11 protein-coding genes are annotated in these 13,618 nt (G+C 33.6%); 7 read left to right on the forward strand and 4 right to left on the reverse strand.

Annotated features, from left to right (window positions below; genetic code table 11):
• The first annotated feature begins 58 nt into the window (after positions 1-58).
• A complete protein-coding gene (gene hypF, locus SM9_RS10490) occupies positions 59-2,290 on the forward strand; it encodes a carbamoyltransferase HypF (RefSeq protein ID WP_058740088.1) in 2,232 nt (743 codons plus the stop codon).
• A 52-nt stretch (positions 2,291-2,342) separates the two neighbouring features.
• On the opposite strand, the gene SM9_RS10495 is transcribed toward hypF, so the two are convergent.
• Entirely contained in the window at positions 2,343-2,915 is a 573-nt protein-coding gene (locus SM9_RS10495) for an ArsR/SmtB family transcription factor (protein WP_083495904.1), read from the reverse strand.
• Positions 2,916-3,073: 158 nt separating this feature from the next.
• Here SM9_RS10495 and SM9_RS10500 point away from each other — a divergent pair, with 158 nt between their 5' ends.
• On the forward strand, positions 3,074-3,295 hold the full coding sequence (locus tag SM9_RS10500) for a hypothetical protein (RefSeq protein WP_058740089.1): 222 nt from the start codon (positions 3,074-3,076) through the stop codon (positions 3,293-3,295).
• Between the two features lie 59 nt (positions 3,296-3,354).
• Here the strand turns inward: SM9_RS10500 and SM9_RS10505 are convergent, their stop codons facing one another.
• The gene (locus tag SM9_RS10505; RefSeq protein WP_058740090.1) at positions 3,355-4,563 is read right to left on the reverse strand and encodes an RNA-guided endonuclease TnpB family protein; all 1,209 of its coding nucleotides are present in this window, start codon (positions 4,561-4,563) and stop codon (positions 3,355-3,357) included.
• A 323-nt stretch (positions 4,564-4,886) separates the two neighbouring features.
• Between SM9_RS10505 and SM9_RS10510 the strand changes: the two genes are divergently transcribed.
• From SM9_RS10510 to dnaJ, 5 genes are all read left to right on the forward strand, one after another.
• The gene (locus SM9_RS10510) at positions 4,887-5,150 is read left to right on the forward strand and encodes a hypothetical protein (RefSeq protein WP_058740091.1); all 264 of its coding nucleotides are present in this window, start codon (positions 4,887-4,889) and stop codon (positions 5,148-5,150) included.
• Positions 5,151-5,377: 227 nt separating this feature from the next.
• The gene (locus tag SM9_RS10515; RefSeq protein ID WP_058740092.1) at positions 5,378-5,623 is read left to right on the forward strand and encodes a hypothetical protein; all 246 of its coding nucleotides are present in this window, start codon (positions 5,378-5,380) and stop codon (positions 5,621-5,623) included.
• A gap of 327 nt (positions 5,624-5,950) precedes the next feature.
• A complete protein-coding gene (locus SM9_RS10520) occupies positions 5,951-6,502 on the forward strand; it encodes a nucleotide exchange factor GrpE (protein WP_058740093.1) in 552 nt (183 codons plus the stop codon).
• A 46-nt stretch (positions 6,503-6,548) separates the two neighbouring features.
• Positions 6,549-8,432 carry a molecular chaperone DnaK gene (dnaK, locus tag SM9_RS10525; protein ID WP_058740094.1) on the forward strand — a complete coding sequence of 628 codons (1,884 nt, stop codon included), beginning with the start codon at positions 6,549-6,551 and terminating at the stop codon, positions 8,430-8,432.
• 128 nt (positions 8,433-8,560) lie between these two features.
• Positions 8,561-9,703, forward strand: coding sequence for a molecular chaperone DnaJ (gene dnaJ / locus SM9_RS10530; RefSeq protein WP_058740095.1), 1,143 nt, complete (start codon positions 8,561-8,563; stop codon positions 9,701-9,703).
• A gap of 515 nt (positions 9,704-10,218) precedes the next feature.
• Here the strand turns inward: dnaJ and SM9_RS10535 are convergent.
• Both SM9_RS10535 and SM9_RS10540 read right to left on the reverse strand, forming a co-directional pair.
• Entirely contained in the window at positions 10,219-10,446 is a 228-nt protein-coding gene (locus tag SM9_RS10535) for a hypothetical protein (protein WP_157064731.1), read from the reverse strand.
• 647 nt (positions 10,447-11,093) lie between these two features.
• Positions 11,094-13,544 (reverse strand): right-handed parallel beta-helix repeat-containing protein, encoded by a 2,451-nt coding sequence (locus SM9_RS10540; protein ID WP_157064732.1) that lies wholly within the window; start codon positions 13,542-13,544, stop codon positions 11,094-11,096.
• Positions 13,545-13,618: the final 74 nt, after the last annotated feature.

Genomic DNA, 13,618 nt, shown 5'->3' on the forward strand with positions numbered 1-13,618 from the left:
TAAGATTGAAGACATTAAAAAAACTTATTAAAAATTAAGCCCAAATACTATAATATTTATGACAGCAAAAAAGATTTTAACTCAAGGAATTGTTCAGGGTGTCGGCTTTAGACCATATGTATATAGATTAGCCACTGATTTGAATTTGAATGGCTATGTCAGAAATTTGGGAAATGTGGTTGAAATCATCCTTGAAGGAAATGATATTGACTTGTTTATTGAAAGGCTTCAAAATGAATTGCCTCCAATAGCTAGAATTGACTCCATCAAAGTCCTTGACATTGATGAAAAGGATTATGATGATTTTAAGATTGTTGAAAGTTCAGATTCATATTCCGGAGTAAGTGTAATTCCACCGGACATTGCAATCTGCGACAGCTGTCTTGGAGAAATCAGAAACCCTCAAGACAGACGCTACAAATATCCTTTCAATGCATGCACAGACTGCGGACCCAGATTTACCGTAATCGACAGCGTTCCATATGACAGGGACAAGACATCAATGGATGAGTTTCCCCTTTGTGATGAGTGTTTGGTTGAGTACAGAAATCCCCTTGACAGACGTTATCATGGCGAGGCGATATGCTGCAGCGACTGCGGACCTCAAATGGCAATATATAATGGGAATTCCATGATTGAATCAGATAATCCCATCAAGTTAGGTGCCGACAAGTTAAAAGAAGGTAAAATCTTAGCAATAAAAGGTATTGGTGGAACACATCTTGTTGTTGATGCATATAATGATAATGCAATAACAGAATTAAGATCAAGATTAAACAGGCCAAACCAGGCTTTTGCTGTTATGAGCAGTGATTTGAATGCCATAAAGAGGTATGCGAAATTATCTGCTAGAGAAATCGAAACCATCACTTCCAACAAAAGGCCAATTGTTATTTTAAAGAAAAATGATAATTATAACTTCCCGGAAAGCCTATCACCAGGCCTTCACAACATTGGAGTAATGCTTCCATACTCCCCGATGCATTATCTTCTCTTTGATGAAGGAGAAATTGACACCTATGTTATGACTTCCGCAAACATCCCAGGCGAGCCAATGATGATTGACAATGAAGAAATCATCAACGGCATCAGCGACTATTCATTGATTCATAACCGTAATATCCTAAACCGATGCGATGATTCGGTAATCAGGTTCAGAAATGATGAGCTTTCATTCATTCGCCGTTCAAGAGGATATACTCCGGAGCCATACACGATAAATTATGATGTAAATGACTTGAATGTCTTATCCTTAGGTCCGGAACTTGATGTTACATTTTGTCTTGCAACTGAAGGCATTGCATACCCATCACAGCATATCGGAAATACCAATAAAGTAAAGACACTTGATTTCCTTAAAAGTTCTATCAAGCATATGAAAAGAATAACAAAGATATGCAATATAGATGCAGTTGCATGTGATTTACACCCACAATTTTTCACAACGAAATTGGCTTATGAATTTGGAGTTGATGTAATCCCAGTCCAGCACCATCATGCACATGCTGTCGCCCTTGCAAACGACCATGAAGTTGATGAGATGATTGTAATAGCTGCAGACGGAACCGGATATGGCGATGACCACACAAGCTGGGGAGGAGAAATTCTCTACACTGACATTAAAGATTATGAGAGAATGGCTCACCTGGAAAGACAGAAGATGCCTGGCGGAGACCTTGCAACAAGGTACCCAATCAGAATGCTTTTAAGCATCTTAAAAGATGAAAAGATGATTAAAAATTATGTAAAGCATTTCAAATATGGAGAAATCGAAATCAAAAATATATTCAGACAGCTTGATGCAGGAATCAATGTAGGAGTGACCACAAGTACTGGAAGAGTTCTTGATTCAGTTTCAGCAGCTTTGGAAATATGCAATGAAAGAACATATGAAGGTGAAGCATCAATGAAGCTTGAATCAGCAGCATATTATTCAACAAATGATTTAGAATTGCCTTTGATTATTGAAGATAACGTTTTAAATACCTCTGAAATTCTTCGTGAGGTTGTTAATTTATATTCAAAAGGATATAAAAAATCAGACATTGCCTGCGCCGCTCAAAAAACAATAGCTGAAGGGTTAAGCGAGCTTGCAATCCAATCCGCAGACAAGAAAGGACTTGAAGATATTGGAGCAACAGGTGGAGTGTTTTATAATGAAGCAATTACTGATGCAGTGAAAAATTATATTGAATCCAAGGAGTATAATTTCCTGCAACATAAAAACACATGCTGCGGAGACGGTTCAGTTAGCCTAGGTCAGGCAATTGTTGCAAAAATTAAAAAATAGACAATACAAATAAAAAAAGATAAAAAAAGTTATAACTAATACAAATTATCAATTATCTGCTTCTTAGAGTTCTCTCAAGGATATATTCAGCTCTTGCCTTTAAATTATCATATAATCTGATTTGATTTTTTAATTCCTCTAAGGCTTCCATTTGACCATTATCCAATCTTTTTTCTATATCCAATAACTTGGACCATTCATCACCTGAAGGCAATTGCAGAGTGTCGCGAGTGTCCTGGAAATTTACATCAAATGAATTCTTATTTATAGTAATCTGTATAGTCACTTCATTGTCAAGATCATAATATTTACGCGGTCTTCCCCTCAAAATCTTTTTATAAGAAGAATTCAATATCCCCACATCTTCCATAGCCCTCAAGTGAGCGATAACTGCCTTTTGACCGACATTAAGTTCATTTGAGATTTCACTTACAAACATCGGTTCCCTTCTTAAGAGGTCTATTATATCTCTTCTTGTTTTACAGCCCATTACATCTAAAATATCTTCTTTATCTATTTCTCCAAGATCACTACCGTAATTTCCCCTGATTTCTATACCATCAGAAGAAGAATTACCTTTATTTTGAAACTTGGTATTTTTTTTAATTTCATTTGTATCAGTCATGATTATACATTATATCAAAACATTTATATAACTTTTTGTTACTATAATATTTGAAAAATTAATATACCAATTTCATTTTTTCACATAGCCGCACTTCAACAATTTATATTTATTACATATTGAAAAATTAGTAATACAGAATTTTCCAAGGTGAGAAAATGGCACATCAAAATATCGATAAGTTCTTCAAAGTATCAGCAATACTTTTTGGACAGCAATTTGTTGATGCTTTTGGACTGAATTATAATATAATTAGATTATATAGAAATGAACTGAATAGTTTAAATGGAAAAAACTATTTTACAGATTTGGTGTTTGAAACACGGGAAGGAATATTGTTGAATTTTGAATTTCAAGATGTGAAAATTAAAAAAAAATGATTTAAAAAGATATATGGAATTTGAACTACCTCGACATATAGATGTCGAGGATTCTTACTTCACGGGCCAGTACTTTCCCACGAAAGTAGAATTACCGTGCTATCCCCCCAGTTCCTGAGGTTCACAAATGTTTCATCCATTAAAAGCCTTAATCCTTCTTTTTTGATGTTTTTTGCGGCGTTGATGTCTCGGTCATGGTGTGTTTGGCAATGTGGACATGTCCATTCTTTTTTGTCGCCTAAGTCTTTGCAGTAGTATCCGCATTGGCTGCAAATTTTGCTTGAAGGAAACCATTTGCTTATTTGGATGAATTTTTTTCCATACCACTCGCATTTGTATTTTATCATTTCTACTAGTTTTTTCCATGATATGCTTTGTAGGCGTGAGCTTAAATCTGTATTTTGGAATAGTTCTTTGATGTCTAGGCTCTCCATGCAGATTATGTCGTAGTTTTTTACTATGTAGTGGCTTAATTTGTGGTATGCATCATTTATTCTGTTTGTTTTTCTTTGTATCCATTTGCCTAGTGTTTTTAGTATTTTATTGTAGCGGTTGCTGTTGTATTTTTTTCGGGATAAGACTCGATAGTATTTTTTGATCATTTTATCCTCGTGTGTGGTGTCTAAATTGGTTATCTTTAGTCCGTTGCTGAGGGTGGCTAGTGTTCGTATGCCTAGATCAATTCCTACTGCTTTGTCTGTCTTTTCCATGGGTTGTTTTTCTGTTTCGATGTTGAAAACTGCGTAGTAATGGTTGTGTTCTTTTTTGATGGTTACGTTGTTGATTTTGGATTCTTTTAGTAATTGTTTATATTGTGGGCTGGTACGGTAATGTACTTCTCCCAATACAGGTAAAACAATTATGCTACTGGTTATTTTGATATTATTATTGTTTTGTATTCTGAATCCGTTTTTTGGATTTTTTTTGGATTTGAATTTTGGATAATTGGAATTTTTTTTAAAAAATCCATTAAATGAGCGTATTAAGTCACGATAGACTTGCTGCAATGTGCTAGATTCGCTTTCATATAAAAATGAATATTCCTTTTTCAACATTGTTAACATTGTATTGAATGTGGTTTGATTGCATTTTAGCTTTGTATAACCATGTTGTTTAAATAATTCAAAGGTTTTTTGGTATTCTGTTAATAAATTATTCCAGACAAATCTAACATTGCCCAGACTCCGATTAAATTTATCCACCATAACCTTATCAGGATACAACTTAACCTTTAAACCTTCATTAACAATATTACACTCACCTAACATGATAAAACACATCAAATATCTATTTTATATTTCAATTAATTTTGAACACAAAATATAATATATCAACCGACAATATATAAAGAATAACCAAGAGCATTTGATAACTAATGCCCTTTTTGTGCAATCATCCTCGACTTAAAGAAGTCGAGGTATTCTTGCACCATTTAGATAAAAATTACATATTAAGGGAATTACTAAATTTATTCCCATATTATTTAATTTTATTACAAAACCAAATCAAAATTAGCCCACCAAAAAAGTTCAATTTCAATTATAATACCAATTACAATACCATAAAGCAAAACTCAAAAAAGGAGATAACAATGAATGAGAACACCGATGAAATATATGAAAAAGTAATGAACAGTGGAATACTGGAACAGGGAATAAAAATAGGAATGAAAAAAGGAAGAGAAATAGGAAGAGAAGAAGGAATAGAAAAAGGAATAAAAGAAGGAATAGAAGAAGGAAGAGAAGAAGGAATAAAAGAAGGAAGAGAAGAAGGAAGAAAAGAAGGAAGAGAAGAAGGAATAAAAGAAGGAAGATTTAATCTAGCAATCGAATTAAAAAATACTTTATTGAATTGACTAAGCCATCGAACTAAGTGGATTCACCAGAAAAGAACTAGAAAACGAAACATTAACACCAAAACAAACAAAAATTTAACATAATAGGAGAATTAGCAAAAAAAATTCCCCTACCATTTAATTTTTATATCAAAAAACAAATCAAAATTAACCCACCAAAAAAGTTCAATTTCAATTATAATACCAATTACAATACCATAAAGCAAAACTCAAAAAAGGAGATAACAATGAATGAGAACACTGATGAAATATATGAAAAAGTAATGAACAGTGGAATACTGGAACAGGGAATAAAAATAGGAATGGAAAAAGGAAGAGAAATAGGAAGGGAAGAAGGAATAGAAAAAGGAATAAAAGAAGGAAGATTTAATCTAGCAATCGAATTAAAAAATACATTAGGAATTGACAAAGCCATCGAACTAAGCGGATTCACAAGAAAAGAACTAGAAAACGAAACATTAACCACAGAATAATCAATATAACTTATTTTTAAATTATTAAAAATAAATTCCTAATCTTTTAAATGTAATATATTATTAGAAAATTATTTTTTCAAAAAAGTTAATTCAAATAATCGAAACCTTTATATAACCTTTTGTTACTATAATAATGTAGGAGAAAGATAACTTTTTGTTACTTTAATATTTGGTTTCAAAAACTCGGAGTAATAACTCTTAAAAGATGAACCATTTTCCTATATGTCCATAAATTCCTAAAAACCGAATTGTCAAAGTACAAAAATAGTAATTCTCTGCAATGAGTTATTACAAAGAGTTTTTAATAAACAATAGGGTGAGTTAATGGTAGACAAGAAAAAAGAAAAAGAAGTAGAAGAAAGCGAAAGTCTTCAAGAAAAATATGATGAACTTCTTGAGGAGTTAGCCAAAAAGGATGAGGAGATTGAATCCCTTAAGGAAGATCTCGAAAAGCAAGAAGGCGAAACTCAAGAATATGTATCACTATCTCAAAGGCTTCAGGCAGATTTTGAAAACTTCAAAAAAATAACTGATAAAAGGAATGCTGAAGTTGTAAAATTTGCAAATGAAAATCTCATAAAAGAATTCATCGATTGTTACGAAGACCTCGAAAGATCCCTAACAATTGAAAAGGATGAAGATTTCAGAGAAGGTGTTGAACTCATATACAATAAATTCAAAGACATCCTAACAAAAGAAGGCGTTGAAGAAATCCCTGCAAAAGGCGAAAAGTTCGACTTGAACAAACATGAAGCATTGATGGTTCAGGAAAGCGAAGACGTCGAAAACGGATATATTATAGATGAGTTGATGAAAGGATACACATATAAAGACAAAGTTTTAAAATACTCAAAAGTAATCGTTTGTAAAAAATAATCATGTTTATTAAATTATAATTAAATTAAAAAAATTGGTGATAATTATGTCAGATAATAAAAAAGAAAAAATTATTGGTATTGATTTAGGTACAAGTAACTCAGCAGCATCCGTGCTTGTAGGAGGAAAACCAACCACTATCCCTTCAGCAGAAGGTGCAAGCCAATACGGTAAATCCTTCCCAAGTTATGTTGCATTTACTGAAGACGGTCAAATGTTAGTCGGTGAACCAGCAAGAAGACAAGCTGTAACCAACCCAGAAAACACCATCAGTGCAATCAAAAGATTGATGGGTACCGACAAAAAAGTAACTGCTAACGGAAAACAGTATTCCCCACAGGAAATCTCAGCATTCATCTTGCAAAAAATCAAAAAGGACGCTGAAACCTTCCTCGGAGAACCTATTGAAAAAGCTGTTATTACCGTACCGGCTTACTTTGACGACAACCAAAGGACTGCAACCAAAGACGCAGGTACCATTGCTGGTCTTGATGTAGTAAGACTCGTAAACGAACCAACCGCAGCAAGTTTAGCTTACGGTTTAGACAAACAGGATGACGATGACATCAACATCATGGTATACGATTTAGGTGGAGGTACCTTAGACGTAACCATCATGGAATTCGGTGGAGGAGTATTTGAAGTAAAATCCACTAGCGGGGACACTCAACTCGGTGGTACTGATATGGATAATGTATTGCTCAACTACTTAGCTGATGAATTCAAAGCAAAAGAAGGTATTGACTTAAGAGATAACGATCAGGCAGTACAAAGATTAAGAGAAGCTGCTGAAAAAGCAAAAATCGAATTGTCCACTACTTTAACCACCGAAGTAAACTTGCCATTCATTGCAATGGGATCTGACGGAACTCCTAAAAACTTAATCGAAAGTTTAACCCGAGCTAAATTAGAAGAGTTAGTTGATGGAATCATTCAAAAATCAGGTAAACCAATGCAACAAGCATTAGATGATGCAAAAATGAGCAAAAGTGAAATTGATAAAATCATTTTAGTCGGTGGACCTACCAGAATGCCATGCGTACAGGCATATGTTGAAAAATTCATTGGTAAACCAGTTGAAAGAGGAATAGACCCAATGGAATGTGTATCCATGGGAGCATCCATCCAAGGAGGAGTATTAGCTGGAGAAATTAAAGATTTAGTATTATTAGATGTAACTCCTTTATCCTTAGGTATTGAAACTCTCGGTGGAGTATCAACAACCTTAATCGAAAGGAACACTACAATCCCAACCAAAAAAAGCCAAATCTTTTCAACTGCAGCAGACAATCAACCTTCCGTAGACATCAACGTACTTCAAGGTGAAAGAAGAATGGCTGCTGACAACACTTCCCTCGGACGTTTCCAATTGGTCGGAATTCCACCTGCACCAAGAGGTGTTCCACAAATTGAAGTAACATTCGATATTGACGCAAACGGTATTATCAATGTTACTGCAAAAGACAAAGGAACCGGAAAAGAGCAAGCTATTACAATTACTTCTTCAACCAAATTATCTGATGAAGAGATTGAACAAAAAATCAAAGAAGCAGAAATGAATGCTGAAGCAGATAAGAAAAAACAAGAAGAAATTGAAATCAGAAACAATGCAGACTCATTAATTTACACATCTGAAAAAACATTAGAAGAACTTGGAGATAAAGTATCCGAAGATGAAAAATCAAATGTTGAAAAATTAGTTGGTGAATTAAGAGAAATCATAGCCGGAGACGATGTTGACGCTATCAAGTCAAAAACCGAAGAATTAGAAAAAGTAGTCCAAGAAATTGGTGCAAAAATCTATCAGCAAGCACAGGCTGAAGCACAGGCTCAGCAAGCTGCCGGCCAAGATCCAAATGCTGGCGCTCAAGATGCTCCAAATGATGATGACGACACAATTGACGCAGACTACAAAGTAAAAGATGATTAGATTTATTGAATAAATGTTTTATCTCAAAAGTAGTTATCAGAATCAGAATCAATAAAAATAAACTAACAGAGAGATGAAACATTTTTATTTTTTTATCTAATTTTTTAAATAAATTTTAAGGTGAATAAATGGCAGACAAACGAGATTACTATGAAGTCCTTGGAGTCGATAAAACAGCTGATGAAAAGGAAATTAAAAAGGCTTATCGTAAATTAGCTATGAAATACCATCCTGATGTAAGCGAAGAAGAAGGCTCTGAAGAAAAATTCAAAGAAATCAGTGAAGCTTATGCAGTTTTGTCTGATGATGAAAAACGTCAAAGATACGATCAATTCGGTCATGCAGGAATGGAAGGATACACTGCTGAAGACTTCTATCAAAATGTCAACTTTGATGACATATTCCAAGGATTTGATATTGGCAATATCTTCGATTTATTCGGTTTTGGTGGAGGTTCACGCTCAAGAGGAAGAACTGGTCCACAAAGAGGATCAGATATTTATACAGATGTCCACATTACTCTTGAAGAAGCATTCAACGGTTGTGAAAAGGAGATTAAAGTCACAAGAAGCGAGCTTTGTCCAACATGTAACGGTTCAAAATCAAAGCCTGGCCATGACCCTGAAACCTGTCCGACATGTAAAGGTACCGGTCAAATAAAAGAAGTAAGCAACACCTTCCTCGGACAAATGGTGAACGTGAGACCATGTCGCCAATGTGGAGGAACAGGTAAAATAATTACTGACCCATGTGACGATTGTCATGGAAAAGGAAGTGTTAGAAAAACCAAAACAATTAAACTCGAAATACCTGAAGGTGTGAATGAAGGAAACCACCTAAGAGTATCTGGTGAAGGAAACTGTGGTGAAAAAGCAGGCCTTGAAGGAGACTTAATAGTATCCGTCCACATCAAGCATCACAAAACATTCGAACGCGAAGGAGACCACCTATACATCGAACAGCAAATAAGTTTTCCGCAGGCAGCATTGGGTGACATCATAAGCATACCAACAATTGAAGGTAAGGAAGTAGAGTTTAAAATAACGCCGGGAACCCAAAGCGGAACAGTATTCAAATTAAAAGGTCAAGGAATGACTTCTGTAAGACATTCTGCAAGAGGAAACCTTTATGTTACTGTAACTGTTGTTGTTCCTAAAAAATTAAATTCAAAACAAAAAGACTTATTGACTCAATTTGCCGAAGTCAGCGGCGAAGAAATAAAGCACGTTGAAAAAGGCTTAAAAGATAAATTCAAAGAGGTATTTAATTAGCTACTCTTCCACATAGCTAATTATCCCACTCTTTTTTATAATTTTAATCAAAATATAGCATTACCCCAAATATTATTAAATTAATGAAAAATCAATTAAAGGAATGTATATAATATCATTCCCAAATTCAATACTATTTGTTCTATTAGATATCAATATTCCAAAATCAGAGCAATATTCATTTTGTGCTCGGGTTAATTGGCTTTTCGTTTTCTTTTTACCAACATCTACTCAATAGGAATTACATCATCGAAATTTTTCAATGAAATCAACACCCTTTTTATTTGAAAAATAAAAAAGACATGAAGTTAAAAGATTCATCACACAATCTCTTTAATGTGGATACAACCATATTCTCAGCAAGAACCGCATAACATTTCTCATGATTTAAGTCATATCTACCTATACGATAATTAATTGCAGATTTAAGACAAGGTGTAGAAAAAAATGATGTTAGGCTTATTTAGGATTTTACCTGCAGACCCATATGCATTGATACTAAAAATAAGCTGAGACTATTCTAAAGCATTTAAAATATTATTAACTGTTCTAATATTTAGATTAAGGCTTTGAGCCAATGCAGATTTAGATGTAGTTCCAGGTTTTTTAACTGCCAAATATGAAATCAATCTTAATATAGTATCATTAGATATCTTATTGAATAATGCAAAATATTTTAAATCTTCCTGTACGATTTTTTTAATTAAATCATTTGTTAAACGATGAGTGTAAACTTCATTCATATTAAGATAAAATAGAAATGCACCACTATGCAAAAATTTTTTTAATTCTATTTCAGGATTATTTTTTAATCTATAGCATATTTCCAAATATTTTTAATTTGAGTTACTAAAAATCACATACCAAAAAACATTTAATTTAGTTAGATTGTAAAAAAATACTCATTTAGCATTGAGTATTGATATGTATATAATTTAGACAATAATGGTCCAAACTTTGCGAAAAACACTATAATTTATGTTTTTTAAATGATTATAAACTAAAATATCAGTTCATTGTTTTGCATAATATTTTATTAATTTTTCTTTAGAAGTCCTAATTAAACATTATTATTTATTTTTTTAAATTACTAAGTATGAAAATACAATATCCATTATAAATATGTTATGTACTATAGTACAATACTTTTTATAAGTATATTATGTAGTGTACTGCAATACAAAATTTTCTTTCTAATTTCAAAAAATTATTCTATGCATTTTAATAAAAATTATGCATAATAAAATACCTAATCATTAGTAAATTAATTCAAATAATTAACTACATTATTAATAATAATTAAGAAATATGGAAAATTAGTAAATTTAAATTATACAATATATATGAAAATGCATAAATTTTAAAAAAAGAATATTGAAAAGATGAATGATTAATATTCATCATCCTTTCTAGATTTACGTTTATAACCTACGAACAATAATGCTAAAGCAATAAATCCTAAAAGTGCTGGTAATACTAGACTTTGAGGATTTTTAACAATATTATCCAATATTTCATAGGCTTTTGCAACAGAATTTGCACTTGCAGGATTTTCAGATCCCACACTTTCAACATTTGATGAAGTAGAAGATTTTTCTGAACTTGCAGCTGAATCTTCACCGGTATTTGACGGTGAGTCAGTAGTTGTGTTAACTAAAATTGAATTTTGACCACCATAGGAATTTGTATTTGTGGAACCTGAATCCGTATTTGAAGTAACATTATTCTGTTTGGTTTCAGACAAACTTACTCCCTCATTATACTCTGTCACTCCACCATTATCAACACGAGTACCGTTTATATGCTGTGTTTCATCATAATGATACGGGTTCGGGGTTGACTGGTCTCCAGGATTTCCATTGGTATTGCTTCCGGAATCCTCAACATATTCATCTCCAGGATTTTCAACAGGTTCACTCGGATTTTCAATCGGCTCGTCACCAGGATTTACCATGTCCTCTTGCTGTCTAGGCCTGTCACCAGGATTTACATCATCATTATCCCTAGGCCTGTCACCAGGATTATCGCCGGACGGATTGTCATTTTCCTCATCACCAGGATTGACCGCATTTTCATTGAAATCATCTGAGAATGTATTGTCATTGTTCCTGTCATTAGGATTTGTTGGTACATTCGGCTTATCCGTATTTGTGGAACTTCCATTGTAAAACGGATTATTGTCAAATCCGGGATTATCGTTTTTACCAGGTACATCTGAAGCATCAATGTTATTGGTTCTGTTGTTGACATTTTCAGGAGTTACATAAGTCGTATTTTCTCCACCGTCAACTTCATTCATATGCCTATAGTTAACCCAATACTCATATTCGCTCAATACCTTATTGTTGTAATAGGTATCTCCGCTGTGAGAGCCGGGACCTTCCTTATATCCCTCATAGCTTGAATCAGGAATTCCTTCCTTGGATGAAACGACAATATTGTCTGTGATTACAGACCCAACAGAATCATAGAGATATACTGCAACTGTTGAATTGCTGAAAACCACATTGTCCTTAATGACAAAAGTATGTTCCCCTTCAAGCTTTTGGCGGTAACTTATACCATATAAATTGTCATTATCGCCGACCGGAGCGATAGAAGATACCGCAATAGTATTGTTTACTATATAGTCATTGTCATCCTGAACCTCAATACCTGCCACCAATGCCCAGGAATCCTCACCTGCAAGACCTGTTACATTGATACGGTTATTGACCAATTTTAAAGAAGTCGAACCGCAATAATTGGTGGAATATATTCCCAAATTAGGTCCATTAGATATTGAATAGATATCATTATCATCAATTGTAACATTGCTTAGAGGTCCTGTCAATTGAATAGGATAAGCGGTACCTGCCTTGTATACACCACCCTGAGTCTTTACAGAGAAATTGTTTGATTTAATAAGCATGTTATCCACATTATAGATATCAAGTCCGTAAAGATAGTTCGGCACACCGATAGCAGTTGCGAAATCCTCCATCTCAAAGGTATTGTTTGCATAAAGAATGTTTTTACCATTTTTTATGATTATTCCGTCCAATGTAGGGTCTGCCGTTAATGTTGCTCTGTTGACATCTACAAATACATAATTGTTTGTAATGTTGAGGTTTTCAGTGTTTAAAACAGCAATTCCTGCAACAGAGTCCCCAATCATCAATCCGCTATCATGGTCAACCGTACGCAATGGAAAAGATGAAATAAGAGTATTACCGTCAAGCAAAGTATTGTTTGTGTAATACAGCCAGATTCCAAAGTTATCATTGCCCTGAGCATTGTTTGCAACAAAACAGATGGTATTGTTAATCAGGCGGGTTGTGCTGATATAATTGGATTTCTTACCGTTGACATGAATCCCGTAAGCTTCAGTGTTTTTCGGTGCAGTATAATCCAAAACGACATTTTGAATGGTCGCATTGTCTGATTGAATCATTATTGCAGATCCGTCATTGTCCTCAAATGACTCGGTTAGAACCAATGTGATGTTTTCTATTGTGACGTTTTGAGCTTTGACATTAAAAGCAATATTTTCCAAAACAACACCATCATTTGCCGTAAATACAGTATTTGGAGCTTCAATTGTTAAAACACCATAATCCTTAAGGTTTTCTGTAAAAACATAAGTTGCATTGGAAAACTCTTCAGTCATCACATTATCCATATCAAAGTAGTCATAGACATTAGCATCATCAATATTGTTGACCGGAGATATCTCCAATGTAGAATTCACATCCTTGACATCTTCAGCAGATATTGGAGCCAACATTAATGCAAACAACAACAATATTAACAATAATTTACTGCCTAACCTTATATTTTCACCTCCTTTGCAGTGAATCAATCTCCCAAAATAAAATTTTAAAAGACATTTAAAGGTTTGTAAAAAATAGTTTATAAAAGTAATGCCTAATTGTG

Source organism: Methanobrevibacter millerae, assembly GCF_001477655.1.
Classification (GTDB): Archaea; Methanobacteriota; Methanobacteria; order Methanobacteriales; family Methanobacteriaceae; genus Methanocatella; species Methanocatella millerae_A.